The 13,998-nt window shown below is 66.0% G+C and carries 11 protein-coding genes; 5 read left to right on the top strand and 6 right to left on the bottom strand.

All coding sequences use genetic code 11. The features are described from left to right. The first annotated feature begins 119 nt into the window (after positions 1–119). Positions 120–680 (top strand): NADAR family protein, encoded by a 561-nt coding sequence (locus A9971_RS19180; RefSeq protein ID WP_053160314.1) that lies wholly within the window; start codon positions 120–122, stop codon positions 678–680. Positions 681–752: 72 nt separating this feature from the next. Here A9971_RS19180 and A9971_RS19175 read toward each other — a convergent pair whose 3' ends face one another. The 6 genes from A9971_RS19175 to pilG form a co-directional block, all read right to left on the bottom strand. Next, positions 753–1,202 carry a chemotaxis protein CheW gene (locus tag A9971_RS19175; RefSeq protein WP_065365092.1) on the bottom strand — a complete coding sequence of 150 codons (450 nt, stop codon included), beginning with the start codon at positions 1,200–1,202 and terminating at the stop codon, positions 753–755. Beyond that, on the bottom strand, positions 1,195–7,104 hold the full coding sequence (locus tag A9971_RS19170; RefSeq protein WP_183001155.1) for an Hpt domain-containing protein: 5,910 nt from the start codon (positions 7,102–7,104) through the stop codon (positions 1,195–1,197). Before A9971_RS19170 ends, A9971_RS19175 begins: the two co-directional genes overlap by 8 nt. Positions 7,105–7,128: 24 nt before the next feature. Continuing rightward, positions 7,129–9,192 (bottom strand): methyl-accepting chemotaxis protein, encoded by a 2,064-nt coding sequence (locus A9971_RS19165; protein ID WP_011063998.1) that lies wholly within the window; start codon positions 9,190–9,192, stop codon positions 7,129–7,131. A 140-nt stretch (positions 9,193–9,332) separates the two neighbouring features. Continuing rightward, positions 9,333–9,872: a chemotaxis protein CheW gene (locus tag A9971_RS19160; RefSeq protein ID WP_011063999.1), complete on the bottom strand. Its 540-nt coding sequence runs from the start codon at positions 9,870–9,872 to the stop codon at positions 9,333–9,335. A gap of 10 nt (positions 9,873–9,882) precedes the next feature. After that, positions 9,883–10,248 (bottom strand): twitching motility response regulator PilH, encoded by a 366-nt coding sequence (pilH, locus tag A9971_RS19155; protein WP_011064000.1) that lies wholly within the window; start codon positions 10,246–10,248, stop codon positions 9,883–9,885. A gap of 57 nt (positions 10,249–10,305) precedes the next feature. After that, the gene (gene pilG, locus A9971_RS19150) at positions 10,306–10,710 is read right to left on the bottom strand and encodes a twitching motility response regulator PilG (protein WP_011064001.1); all 405 of its coding nucleotides are present in this window, start codon (positions 10,708–10,710) and stop codon (positions 10,306–10,308) included. Between the two features lie 236 nt (positions 10,711–10,946). Here pilG and gshB point away from each other — a divergent pair, with 236 nt between their 5' ends. From gshB to ruvX, 4 genes are all read left to right on the top strand, one after another. Then, positions 10,947–11,900, top strand: coding sequence for a glutathione synthase (gene gshB, locus A9971_RS19145; RefSeq protein ID WP_183001156.1), 954 nt, complete (start codon positions 10,947–10,949; stop codon positions 11,898–11,900). 99 nt (positions 11,901–11,999) lie between these two features. Beyond that, positions 12,000–12,899, top strand: a complete 900-nt coding sequence (locus tag A9971_RS19140; RefSeq protein ID WP_011064003.1) for an energy transducer TonB — start codon at positions 12,000–12,002, stop codon at positions 12,897–12,899. Positions 12,900–12,984: 85 nt separating this feature from the next. Beyond that, positions 12,985–13,554 (top strand): YqgE/AlgH family protein, encoded by a 570-nt coding sequence (locus A9971_RS19135; RefSeq protein ID WP_011064004.1) that lies wholly within the window; start codon positions 12,985–12,987, stop codon positions 13,552–13,554. Further along, complete coding sequence (gene ruvX, locus A9971_RS19130; protein WP_011064005.1) at positions 13,554–13,991, top strand: Holliday junction resolvase RuvX; 438 nt, start codon at positions 13,554–13,556, stop codon at positions 13,989–13,991. The genes A9971_RS19135 and ruvX overlap by 1 nt, the downstream gene beginning before the upstream one ends. Positions 13,992–13,998: the final 7 nt, after the last annotated feature.

Raw genomic sequence — 13,998 nt, 5'->3', positions numbered from 1 at the left:
TGGATCGTTACGCTCAGCGTAATGATTTGCGGAGAAATGGCACTCTCATGCTCTCTCGGTACACAATGCCCGCCGTACCGGCCCATGAGCGGCCTGGGCAGACCAAGATGAGAGTCAGCATGGACACACCGATTCGCTCGAACCAGGCGCTGCTGGAGCAGCTCAAGCATGGCCTGAAGCCCGACTACCTGATGTTCTGGGGGCACCAGCCCACCCGGGACGGACGCATCTCCCAGAGCTGTTTCAGCCAGTGGTTCGACGCAGGTCTGGAACTCGATGGCATTCGATACCCCAGCGCCGAGCATTTCATGATGGCCGGCAAGGCCCTGCTGTTCGGCGACCAGGAAACCCACGGGCGGATCCTCAAGGCCGTGACGCCCGCCGACGTGAAGCAACTGGGTCGCGAGGTGCGCGGCTTCGATGACGCCCGCTGGACCGAAGCACGCCTGGATATCGTGGTGCAGGGCAACCTGGCCAAGTTCAGCCAACATCAGGCGCTGGGTGAATACCTGCTGTCCACAGGCGACCAGGTACTGGTGGAAGCCAGCCCGGTGGACCGGATCTGGGGCATCGGCCTGGCCGCCGAGGATGCCAGGGCCAGCCAGCCGGAGCAGTGGCGCGGCCTGAATCTGCTGGGCTATGCGCTGATGGAGGTGCGGGACAGGTTGCGCATTGGCTGAGGGGCTGCCTTCGCTGGCAAGCCAGCTCCTACCGGCGGTGTTATGTAGCGGCCGGCTTGCCGGCCAAGAGGCCTAGAGCCCCGTCACCAGCAGCTCTTCCAGGGCCAGCAGGTCCGGCACCTTGGCCACCTGCTCGGCCACCTGCACCGCGGCCTTTTCCAGCGCAGCCAGGGGCACGTCGACATAGCTCAACTGGCTGTCGAGCTTGCAGGAGCGGGGAATGCCCTGCACCAGCAGGGCCATGAACTTCAACTCCGGGCGCCCGCCCAGGGCATTGAGCACGACGATCCGCGCCCGCTCGCCAATCACGGTCCTGCCACCGCAGGCCGACTCGAAGCTGATCAGCGGAATCCGCCGCTCGCGCCACAGCACCCGGCCCAGGTACCAGGGCGGTGAATCCAGGTCGAAGGTGCCCTGCTGATAGTCGATCAGCTCGGCCACGGCCACGTTGGGCAGGATCAGGGTACGGTCGGCCAGGGGCAGCAGCAGCCCGGTGAGAGTGCTGGCGCGGTGATCAAGCATGGGTCTTGCTCCACAGGGCGATGCTTTCCAGCAGCACCGACTCTTGATAGGGCTTGCCGAGGTAGTCGTTGACGCCGATGGCCATGGCCCGGTCGCGGTGTTTCTGGCCGGTGCGGGAGGTGATCATGATGATCGGCAGGTGTTGCAGGCGCGGGTCGTTGCGTACCTGGATCGCTACCTCGAAGCCATCCATGCGCGGCATTTCGATGTCCAGCAGCATCAGGTCCGGGGTGTGCTCGGCCAGCAGCGCCATGGCGTCGACCCCATCCTTGGCGGTGAGCACATTCATGCCGTGGCGCTCCAGCAGGCGGCTGGTGACCTTGCGCACCGTGACCGAGTCGTCCACCACCAGCACCAGCATCGGCCGCGGCGGTTGCACCTCGCTGGCCGGCTCGTCGCCCGCCAGGCGCGGCAGCGGTGCCTGGGCCTGCAAGGCGCGGATATGCGCCAGCAAATCGAGAATCAGCACCACCCGACCATCGCCGAGAATCGTCGCCCCGGACAGCCCCTGGACCGCGGCGAACTGCGGCCCCAGGCTCTTGACCACGATTTCCCGGGTGCCGGCGGTGGCATCCACCTGCACCGCGATGCGCTGCTCGTTGCAGTGCACCAGCAGCACCGGCAGCGGCTGCACCTGGCCCAGCAGCTTCGGCCGGGGCACGGTGTGCAGCAGCTCCCCCAGGTAGCACAGCTGATAAGACTGGCCGGCGTACTCATAGCGCGGTGGGTCGAGCTGGTAGTAGCCGTCCAGCTCTGCGGGCAGCACCCGGACAATGCCCTCCACGGTATTCAGCGGAATCGCGTACTGCTCGTCGGCGCACTGCACCATCAGCGCGCGGTTGACCGACACGGTGAACGGCAGGCGAATGCGAAAATGCACGCCCTGGCCGGCAACCGAGTCGATGCTCATGCTGCCGCCTAACTGGCGCACCTCTTCATGGACCACGTCCATGCCCACCCCGCGCCCGGAAATCTGAGTGATCTTCTCGGCGGTGGAAAACCCCGGCTGCATGATGAATTGCAGCACTTCGCGGTCGCTGAGCTGCGCCTCGGGGTCCAGCAGGCCGCGCTTGATGGCTTTTTTGCGCACGGCTTCCAGGGGCACCCCGGCGCCGTCGTCGCGCATGTCGAAAATCATGTCGCCGCCCTCGCGGGACAGGTCCAGGCTGATCCGCCCCTGTGCCGGCTTGCCCGCCGCAAGGCGCGCCTCGGCCGATTCCAGGCCGTGGTCCACGGCGTTGCGCAGCATGTGTTCCAGGGGCGCGACCATGCGTTCGAGGACGTTGCGGTCCATTTCCCCTTCGGCGTTGCCGACCACGAACTCCACGTCCTTGCCCAGCTCTTCGGCCACCTGGCGGACGATACGCTTGAGCCTGGGCACCATGCGCTCGAACGGCACCATGCGCGTGCGCATCAGGCCTTCCTGCAATTCGGTGTTGATCCGGCCCTGCTGCTGCAACAGGTTCTCGGCGTCGTGGTTGCGCCGGTCCAGGGTTTCCTTGAGGTCCAGCAGGTCCGAAGCCGATTCGAACAGGGCCCGGGACAGCTGCTGCAACTGCGAGTGGCGGTCCATTTCCAGGGGGTCGAACTCTTCGTAGCCCAGGCGCTCGGCCTCCACCTGCTGGCGGCTGAGAATCCGCCCCTGGGTTTCGGTGTCCAGGCGGCGCAACTGGTCGCGCATGCGCTCGATGGTGGTTTCCATCTCGCCCAATGCCGTGCGCGCATCGTTGACCTGCTGTTCGATACGGCCACGGAAGATCGAGGTTTCCCCGGCCAGGTTCACCAGGTCGTCCAGCAGCTCTGCCGAGACCTTGACCATGTCCCCCACCACTGCCACTTCCGCCGCGGGCGCAGCGGGCTCGGGCTTGGTGCTGGGCAGTGCAGCTTCTGCGGCAACGCCGGTCGCTACCCGCGGATGGCTCAGGTCGTGGATCGCATCGATGAGCTTCTGGGCCGGCTCGATGGGCTGGCCGGCACGGGCCGCATCGAGCATCTGGGCCAGGCGGTCGTGGCTCTTCTGCAACAGGGTGAACAGCACCGGGCTGGGTTGCAGCAGGCCGGCGGACAGGCCTTCGAAGAGAAATTCCAGTTCATGGGCCAGATCGCCGATGGGGGCGATTTCCACCATGCGCGCACCGCCCTTGAGGGTGTGCAGGTCGCGCAGCAGGGTTTCCACTTCCTGGCGACCCTGGGGCTCGGCCTGCCAGCGGGCCAGGGCCGCGGCAGAGCTGTCGATGATGTCGAAACCTTCTTCGAGGAAGATTTCCAGCAGCTCCGGGTCCTGGGCCGCGCGGTCTGCCTCGACCGTGCCCTGGGCCACTTCGCCGGTGCTGGCGGCCTGCTGCCGGTACGACCGCACGGCCTCGATCTGCGCCCGGGATTCGTCCAGGGGATGCTGCCCCTGCAACTGTTCCAGCAGCAGTGCCAGTTGCTCGTGGCTGCTGCGCAACAGCAGGCCCAGGTGCTGGCTGTGGCTGTAGCGCCGGTCCACCAGCCCCTCGTACAGCGACTCCAGCTCCTGGGCCAGTTCCGCCACCGGTGCCACTTCGGCCATCCGTGCGCCGCCCTTGAGGGTGTGCAGGTCTCGCTGCAGGGAAGACAGCGGCGCGCCATTGTCCGGGTCGGCCAGCCAGCGCTGCAGGGCCTGGTCGGCGCTTTCGAGGATATCCACCGCCTCTTCGAGGAAGATCTCGACAATTTCGTCGTCCGCCTGCATCGGGGCTTCAGCCTGCTCCAGGCGGGCCGTGGCCGCGCCCAGTTCGCTGATGCTCAGGGCGCGGCTGCCATCGCTCTTGATCAGGCCCGTGGCAGAAGGGTCCAGACCTTCATCCAGCAGCTCGCGCAAGGCCTGCACCCGTTCCGGGCGCGGGCTGACTTCCTGGCCAGCGGCCAGCTCGTCGAGCATGTTGATCAAGGCATCATGGGCGCTTTCGGCTTCGTGGAAGAATCGCTCGCTGACGGCCAGGCTGCTCTCTTCCACCGCGCCATAGAGATCGAGCAAGGCTTCGCACAGCTCGTCCACCGGGTACAGGTCGGCCAGGTGCGCGCCCTCGCCCAGGGTGGTCAACTCATCCAGCAGGGCGCTGAGTTCCTGACGCTCGCCCGGGTGCTGCTGCCAACGGCGCAGCAGGCTTTCGGCATCCAGCAGGATGTCCATGCCCTGGGCCAGGAAGTTGTTGATCAACTGCGGGTCGCGCTTGGCCCGGGGCGCGCTGTCCGGGGCGCTGAGCAGGGTTTCCAGGCGCTCCCCCAGCAGGGCCAGGGCGCGCCCCACCAGGGAGCGGGCGCCATCGATAGGCGCCAGCGGGTCGCTGTCCAGCTGCCGCAGGCCCCGGCGCAGCAGGCCTTCGGCTTCCAGCAGCAGCTCCACCTCGTCCAGGTCCAGGGGGATCAAGTGCGCCCGGTATTCCCGGGCCAATTGGTCCAGAGGGCCGGCCAGCTCGGCAATCGGCAGCACTCCGGCCATGGAGGCGCTGCCCTTGAGGGTGTGCAGGGCCCGTTGCAGTTCGTCGCTGGCCTGCAGCGGTACGTGTTCGGCGGCCTGCTCGAGAAAGCGGTTGATGCTGTCCAGGTGGGTCTGGGCCTCGGTGCGGAAGATCTCCAGCAACTGCGGGTCCAAGGCCTCGGCCGGCACTGGCGCCGAGCCTTGCGCGCCATTGGCCAGGGCATGGGCCCGGGCGGCCAGGCGGTCGACATCGTCGCGCTGGCGCTGGGCCTGCTGGGCGAACTCGGCGATCAGCTCCGGCAACAGTTGCAGGGTGTCGGCCACCAGTTGCCGGGCTTCGACACCGGGCTCCACGCTGTGCTCCAGCACCCGGTTGAGGAGGTTTTCCACCGCCCAGGCCAGCTCCCCCAGCACCAGCGCGCGCACCATGCGCCCGCTGCCCTTGAGGGTGTGGAAGGCCCGGCGCAGTTCGCTCAGGGCAGATGTGCCATGGGGGTCCGCGGCCCAGCGCGGCAGGTACTCGCGCAGCATCTCCAGCACTTCCTCGGTTTCTTCGAGGAAGACTTCCCGCAGTTCATCGTCCACCGGCTCCTCGTCCCCTGGCGGCGGCAACAGGCTGCCCGGGGTGATCAGGGCCGGCGGGTTGAGGGCCGAGACCGGCACCGCCAGGACATCCGCCAGGGACTGCGCCACCCGGGGATCGTCCAGCTCTTGCAGGTCCTGCATCACCAGGGCTTCGCTGGGGCTCAGGGGCTGATCGAGCAACGGCACCTGCTCCACCGGCACATAGCCCAGGGCGAGCAGGCCCTGCTGGGCCACATCGAGGATCTTCTCCCCCGGCGCCTCGTGGTCCTCGCTCAGGCGTTCCAGGTAGTACTCCAGGCTGGTGAGCACATCCGCCAGGTGGTCCAGTTGCTGCCAATCGGGCCGGGAACGGGCCGCCAGCAGGTGTTCGACGACAAACTGCTGGCAGGCCTGCATCAGCCCCGCCGCGCGGGGCAGCGGGATCATCGCCAGGGCGCCGCGCACCTGGGTCAGCAGCTCGGGCAGCGCCTGCAGGTGTTCGGCGTCCCAGTCGGCCTCGATGCACTCGGCGATCAGGTCCTTGGCCTGGTGCAGGCAAACCCGCGCCTCCTGTATCACCAACTGGTGGATCTGGGTCAGGTCGGTGGTGGGCAGGCGGCTTTCCTCACGGCTTTCGGGCTCCACGGTGCCGGCCATGCCGGCCAGGGTCGCTTCCACGTACAACAGGGCCCCCGCCACATCCATCAGCACCGCGTCGTCCGGCGCGCGCTGGCCCTGGGCCAGGCTCTGGACCACCGCCAACTGATCGATGATGACCTTGCGCGGCTGGCCGAAGCCCAGCACCGCCAGGGTGTCGGCGATCTGCCGCAGGGGCGACAGCAGCCCTTCGAGGTCGTCGGTGTGCTGGCGGTCGCTGCGCACGAACAGGTCGAGGCGTTCCTTGACCCGCACCAAGCCATCGCACACCGCAGTCAGCACCGAACGCATGGCATCCCGGTCGGGGCCGGCCAGGCGGGCCCGCTCCTCGTCCACCACTGCGCTGTCGGGCAAGGCGTCATCCAGTCCGTAACGTTCTTTCATGGTCAGCATCAATGGGGTGGGATGGCGCGCCTTGGCGATATAGAACAGCAGGCTCTTGAGCAATTCATCGGGGGCCGGCCGGTTGATCCCGGCCATGCCCTGTTCCAGCAGACGCTTGAGCTCCTTGTCGGCATCCTTGAGCAGGCTGCGCACCGCCGGGCTGTTGGCGATCTCGTCGTGGCGCATGCCTTCCACCAGGGCCGAGGCGATATGCCACAAGGGCGCCAGCGGGGCGTCCTGGCACAAGGCTTCCAGGCGTTCGAAGACCTTGGCCATGTAGCCCAGGCTCTGCTCGTCATCCTGCTCGCGCAGCAGATCCACCAGGGCGGTCTGCAACATGTGTCGCAGCTTGCGCAACTGGTTGGGCAATTCCAGGGGTTCCAAAGCCGCCAGGGCCTTGTCGCTCAGGGGCGGCAGGCTGGGCAGTTGCGGGCTGAACAAGCTGGTTTCCGAGAGCAGGCTCTCGCCCCGGGCACTGCGCAGGTCGTTGAGCAGCGGCAGCACCACCAGCGGCAGGTCGCGCCGCGCGCTCTGCACCCGGTCCAGGTACTGGGGCAACTGGCCGATGGCCTGGCGCAGCAGGCGCAGGGCTTCGTCGCGCTGGGCCACGCGCCCCTGCTGCAGGGCCAGGGCGAGCTTTTCCATTTCTTCAGCCAGCAGCGCGGCGCCGTAGAACTCCACCATCTGCAGGCTGCCATGGACCAGGTGAATGCCTTCCAGGCACTGGTCGATGGCCTCCAGGGCCTGGGGATCGTCCGCCAGATGCTCCAGCGCCTGATGCGCCTGCTTCAGGGTCTCGGCAATTTCGCCCTTGACCCACTCCAGGGCTACATAGTCGTGCCGATCAACCATAACCACTCCAGTCAAAGCCTTGTGTCAGCGGTTGTCATTCGGGGCCGGGCCCCGGGTGGCCGGCAGGGTGAAGCCGGACACCGAGCGGCGCAGCTGGCTGGCCATCTTCGCCAGGTTGCCGATGCTCTCGGCGGTGGCGGTGGAACCGGACGAAGTCTGCGAGGTGATCTGCTGGATCACGTTCATGGTCAGGGAAATCTGCCCGGCCGAAGAGGTCTGCTGCTGGGCCGCGTTGGAGATGCTCTGGATCAGCGCCGCCAGGGTCTTGGACACCCCTTCGATCTCTTCCAGGGCCACCCCGGCGTCCTGGGCCAGGCGCGCGCCGCGCACCACTTCGGTGGTGGTCTGCTCCATGGAGATCACCGCCTCGTTGGTGTCGGTCTGGATCGCCCGCACCAGGGTCTCGATCTGCCGCGTGGCCGCCGAGGAACGCTCCGCCAGCCGCTGCACCTCGTCGGCCACCACGGCAAAGCCGCGCCCGGCGTCACCGGCCATGGAGGCCTGGATCGCCGCGTTGAGGGCGAGGATGTTGGTCTGGTCGGCAATGTCGTCGATCAGGCTGACGATATCGCCGATCTCCTGGGAAGACTCGCCCAGACGCTTGATCCGCTTGGCGGTGTCCTGGATCTGCTCACGGATGTTGTCCATGCCGTGAATGGTGTTGTGCACCACCTCGTTGCCCTTGTTGGCGATTTCCACCGAGCGCTCGGCCACCGCCGAGGATTCCGCGGCGTTGGCCGATACCTGGTCGATGGACTGGGCCATTTCGTTGATCGCCGTGGAGGCTTCGGAAATCTGCTGGGCCTGATGCTCCGAGGCTTCGGCCAGCTGCATGGCGGTGGCCTGGGTTTCCTGCACTGCGCCGGCCACCTGGCCGGCGGTGAGGTTGATGGTGGCCACCAGGTCACGCAGCTGGTCGACGGAATAATTGATGGAGTCGGCAATGGTGCCGGTGAAGTCCTCGGTCACCGAGGCGGTGACCGTGAGGTCGCCGTCGGCCAGGTCCTCGATCTCGTCCAGCAAACGCATGATTGCGTTCTGGTTGCGCTCGTTCTTCTCTGCGGTCTCGCGCAACTGGCGGTTGGTCTCGCGCACCATCACCAGGCCAATGAGGATGATCGAAGCCAGGGCCAGCAGGCCCAGGACGTAGCCGCCGATGGTGTCCAGCTTGCGGCTGCCGGCCAGGTTCTCGAAGCCGCTGGCCAGCAGCGAAGCTTCGTCCAGCAGGGTCTGGGACAGGCTGAAGATGTTGCTCGCCGACTCGCGGACCTGGAACAGCTCGGGGGAGGTTTCGAGGATCTCGTCCACGGAGCCGGAGACGAACTCGAACAACTCGGAAATCTCCGCCAGCCGCCCCCGGGCATCCGGGTCTTCCACCTGGCTGATCTTCAGCCCCGGGTTGCCCTGCAACATGCCGTTGAGCACCTGGCCGAAGCGCGCGGCATCGCGACCGAAGGCATCGGCGGCCTGGACCGCGTTTTCGTCGCCGGCCAGCACCGTGTTGACCGCGCCGAGAATCCGCTCGGCCAGCAGCGACTGGCGCTGGGCCATGGCCACCTGGGCCGCCGGGGCGCCACGCTGGAGCAGGATCTCGACGACCTTTTCATACTCCACCTGCAATTGCGGCACGGTTTCCGCCAGGGTTGCCGCCACCTGGTGCAGGGACAGCACGGTCTGCTCGCTGGCGAGAATCGCGTCGGTGTTTTTCAGCAGTTTTTCCCAGTCCAGCTGCACCGCGCGCATTTCCTGGCGCAAGGCCACCGGGGCCCCGGGCAGCCCGGTGTCCGGGTCACCCTTTTTCAGGTAGCCCCAGCGCCGGGCGAAATCGTTGCGCGCATCCCCCAGCAGCTTGAACGCCGCAGCCTTGCCCGCCGCCGCTTCGGTGGCGTTCTTGGCAATGCGCTGGGACAGCACCCGCAGCTCGCCGGCATGGCCGATGTACTGTTTGTCGTAGGTGGCCTGGGTATTGAGGTAAGCGAAGTTGGCGAACAACAGCATGATGAACACGATCAGTGCGATGAACAGCACGATGATCTGCGAGCGACTGCGGGAGCCTTCCAGGGGCTTGCCGGTTTTGGCTTTGGTCATCGATCAGGCCTGTGGCGAGCGGGCGGTCCCGCATTCGAGTGCCCGGGGCGCGCGCAACGCCGGGGCAGCATGGGTTGATCCAGGGAAACACGCGCTTCCCGTGGCACGGCCAACGGGTTGCCCAGGCGCCGGGGCGCCCTTCACGCTGCCACCTCCAGGAACCCCGGCGAACGGGCCAGGGCGAAGGGGCTGAAGACCTGCCAGACCTGATCGCGGCGGAACTGGCCCTGCAGGTAGGGGTTGACCGCGGCGTCGGCAAAGTCGGTGATGCCGGGCTCCAGGCTGTCCTGGGCAAAGTGCTGCAGCCCGGCCACCTCGTCCACCAGCAGGCCGGCGAACAGCTCCTTGTACTCCACCACCAGTACCCGTCGCTGCTTGCGCAGGGGCGACAGCTCATGGCCGAAGAAACCGCACAGGTCCATGATCGGCAGCAGCCGCCCGCGCAGGTTGGCGACGCCCTTGACCCAGGGCTTGACCCCGGGCAGCAGGGTGTAGCGCGGCTCGTGCAGGACTTCGCTGATCTCGCCCATGGCGGCCACGTACCAATGCTCGCCCAGGCGAAAGCCGATGCCGCTCCAGCTGTGCTGGCGGGTTTCCTGGGACGGCAGGTCGGCGGCCAGCAAGCGGCAGCGCTGGTCGATCTCCAGCAGCAGCTCGAAGGCGGTCTGGGATTGGCTCATGGCGCGGCTGTCAGCCGGCCAGGACGTTGTTCAGGGTCTTGATCAGGGTCTCTTCGTCCACCGGTTTGGTCAGGTAGTCCTTGGCGCCCTGGCGGGTGCCCCAGACCTTGTCGGTTTCCTGATCCTTGGTGGTGATGATGATCACCGGGATATGGCTGGTCTCGGCATCCTTGGTCAACTGGCGGGTCGCCTGGAAACCGTTGAGGCCGGGCATGACGATGTCCATCAGCACCGCGTCGGGCTTTTCTTCCCGGGCCAGGGCCACGCCGTCGGCACCGTTCTCGGCCTTGAGCACTTCATGGCCGTGCTTTTCCAGCATGCCGGTGAGTTTGTACATTTCAGTCGGCGAGTCATCGACGATCAGAATACGAGCCATGGTCTTCCCCATACGGTATAGGCGCGCGGCCTGCTGGCCGGGCGTCGCTGTGCGTGTCTACTGTGGCGCAAGCGCGACAAAGTCCGGGACATGGGCCTTGATCGCGCTCAGCAGTTCTTCCTTGCTGAAGGGTTTGGTCAAAAACTGGTCGGAGCCGACGATGCGCCCCTTGGCCTTGTCGAACAGGCCATCCTTGGAAGACAGCATGATCACCGGGATGGACTTGAACGCGCTGTTGTTCTTCACCAGCGCACAGGTCTGATAGCCGTCGAGCCGCGGCATCATGATGTCGACGAAGATGATGCCGGGGTGATGGTCGACGATCTTCGACAGGGCTTCGAAGCCGTCCACTGCGGTGATGACCTCGCAACCGACGTTCTTCAGCAGCATTTCGGCCGTGCGGCGAATCGTCTTCGAATCGTCGATCACCATCACCTTCAAGGCGTTGGAATGCTGTTCCATATCTGCTCTGCCATCGCCCCAGCGAATGATTTGGTCCGGTACCGCCGGGCAATGGGTGAAACCCTTGAACTTCAAGGCTTGGGCCCGGCCTGCGAGCCTTTTTAGCACACTCTCCCCCCTGCAATCTATGGACCACGCCAGGCAGTGGTTTTTCCTTGACCCAGGCCCCTGTCAGCGCCACTCTGACGCCACTTTTTTTGCCTCGCTCCCACTCATTTTCTTAAAGGAATCCACCCATGAGCGTTCGCGTCGGGATTGTCATGGACCCTATCGCCAGCATCTCCTACAAGAAGGACAGCTCGCTGGCCATGCTGCTGGCCGCCCAGGAGCGCGGCTGGACCCTCTTCTATATGGAACAGCGCGACCTGTACCAGGGCGCCGGCGTGGCCCGGGCCCGCATGCGCCCGCTGCAAGTGTTCGCCAACCCGCAGAAGTGGTTCGAGCTGGACGCCGAGATCGACTGCCCGCTGAGCGATCTGGACGTGATCCTGATGCGCAAGGACCCGCCCTTCGACATGGAGTTCGTCTACTCCACCTACCTGCTGGAACAGGCCGAAAGCGCTGGCGTACTGGTGGTCAACAAGCCCCAGAGCCTGCGTGACTGCAACGAAAAGCTGTTTGCCACGCTGTTCCCCCAGTGCACCCCGCCCACCGTGGTCAGCCGCCGCGCCGACGTGCTGCGCGAGTTCGCGGCCCAGCATGGCGATGTGATCCTCAAGCCCCTGGATGGCATGGGCGGCACCTCGATCTTCCGCCACCGCGCGGGTGATCCGAACCTGTCGGTGATCCTGGAAACCCTGACCGTGCTCGGCAGCCAGCAGATCATGGCCCAGGCCTACCTGCCGGCGATCAAGGACGGTGACAAGCGCATCCTGATGATCGACGGCGAACCGGTGGATTACTGCCTGGCGCGCATCCCCGCCGCCGGTGAAACCCGCGGCAACCTGGCGGCCGGCGGTCGTGGCGAAGCCCGCCCGCTGAGCGACAAGGACCGCTGGATCGCCGCCCAGGTCGGCCCGACCCTGCGGGCCAAGGGCCTGCTGTTCGTCGGCCTCGACGTGATCGGCGAACACCTGACGGAAATCAACGTCACCAGCCCCACCTGCATCCGTGAAATCGACAACGCCTTCGGCATCAACATCGGCGCGATGCTGATGGATGCCATCGATCAGAAGCTCAAGGCCAAGTGATGTAGAACAACCAAGCACAAACCAACATTGCGTTATCATGCGCCGCCTGTGAAACCGTGATGTTGGTTGTGTGATGCCTCCTGTGATGTCGAACTGCCGATGAGCCTCCCGTCCGATCTGCCCCCCGAGCTTGCCCATAGCGGCGTGCGTGCGGCCGATCGCCTGGGTTTTACCCTGTTCCTGGCGGCGCTCCTGCACCTGGCACTGATCCTCGGCCTGGGCTTTTCCTTCGCCGAGCCCAAGGCCATCAGCAAGACCCTGGAAATCACCCTGGCCACCTTCAAGAGCGAGACCAAGCCGAAGAAGGCCGACTTCCTCGCCCAGGACAACCAGCAGGGCAGCGGCACCCTGGACAAGAAGGCCATTCCGAAAACCACCGAAGTCGCACCGTTCCAGGACAACTCGGTGAAGAAGGTCACGCCGCCGCCCTCGGTCAAGCCCGAGGTCAAGGACACCGCGCCCAAGGCCGCCGTGGCCACCACCGCACCCAAGCCGAAAAAGACCGTCACCCAGCGTGAAGAGGTCAAGAAAGACCCGACGCCCAAGGCCCCCACTCCGACGTTCGACAGCTCGCAACTGTCCAGCGAGATTTCCAGCCTGGAAGCCGAGCTGGCCAACGAACAGCAGTTGTATGCCAAACGCCCGCGCATCCACCGCCTCAGCGCCGCCTCTACCATGCGCGACAAGGGCGCCTGGTATAAGGACGAATGGCGCAAGAAGGTCGAGCGCATCGGCAACCTCAACTACCCCGAGGAAGCCCGGCGCAAGCAGATCTACGGCAACTTGCGGCTGATGGTCTCGATCAACCGTGACGGCTCGCTGTATGAAGTGCTGGTGCTGGAGTCCTCCGGGCAACCACTGCTGGACCAGGCGGCCCAGCGCATCGTGCGCCTGGCGGCGCCGTTCGCCCCCTTTACCGGCGACCTGTCGGACATCGACCGCCTGGAAATCATCCGCACCTGGCGCTTCGCCCGGGGCGACAAGCTTTCCAGCAACTGATCGGCCGGCAATCGGCCGCGCAACAGCGCCATGGCCGCACATCGCCAGCTTGTCAGCCGGGCCCGCCACCGCCACACTAGCGCTCATGAAAAATGTCAGCCCAAGCTATCTCAAGCATCATTTCCTGATCGCCATGCCCCATATGGCCGACCCGAACTTTGCGCAGACCTTGACCTACATCGTCGAGCACAACGCCAGTGGCGCCATGGGCCTGGTGGTCAACCGCCCCCAGGACCTGAACCTGGCCGATATCCTCGAACAATTGCGCCCTGACCAAGAGCCGTCCCTGCTGTGCCAGCACGTGCCCATTTTCAGCGGTGGCCCGGTGCAGACCGATCGCGGCTTCGTCCTGCACCCCAACGGCCCGGTCTACCAGGCCACGGTGGAACTCGAGGGGCTGTCCCTGTCCACGTCCCAGGACGTGCTGTTCGCCATCGCCGATGGCGTGGGCCCGGCCAAGAGCCTGATCGCCCTGGGCTATGCCGGCTGGGAAGCCGGGCAGCTGGAAGCCGAACTGGCGGACAACGCCTGGCTGACCTGCCCCTTCGACGCCGACATCCTGTTCAACACCAGCAGCGAACTGCGCCTGGAAGCCGCCGCCCGGCACCTGGGGGTCAACCTCAGCCTGCTCACCAGCCAGGCGGGCCACGCCTGATGGCCCTGCGACTGATCCTCGGCTTCGACTACGGCACCAAGCAGATCGGCGTTGCCGTGGGCCAGGCCATCACCGGCCAGGCCCGGGAGCTGTGCACCCTCAAGGCGCAGAACGGGGTGCCCGACTGGAACCAGGTGGAAGCCCTGATCAAGGAATGGAAGCCCGACGCCGTGGTGGTGGGCCTGCCCCTGAACATGGACGGCAGCCCCAGCGACATGTGCGTGCGCGCCGAAAAGTTCGCCCGGCGCCTGAACGGCCGCTTCAATGTGCCCTTCTATACCCACGACGAACGCCTGACCACCTTCGAGGCCAAGGGTGAACGCCTGGCCCGGGGCGGCCAGAAAGGCAGTTACCGCGACAACCCGGTGGACGCCATCGCCGCCGCCCTGCTGCTGCAAGGCTGGCTCGATGAAAACGCCGGCCTGTTGAACACCTGAGACCACA

The sequence above is a fragment of the Pseudomonas sp. UME65 genome (assembly GCF_014170225.1).
Taxonomy (GTDB): Bacteria; Pseudomonadota; Gammaproteobacteria; order Pseudomonadales; family Pseudomonadaceae; genus Aquipseudomonas; species Aquipseudomonas protegens.
Note: the sequence above shows the minus strand (reverse complement) of the source record. Positions and strands in the feature narration are given on the sequence as shown.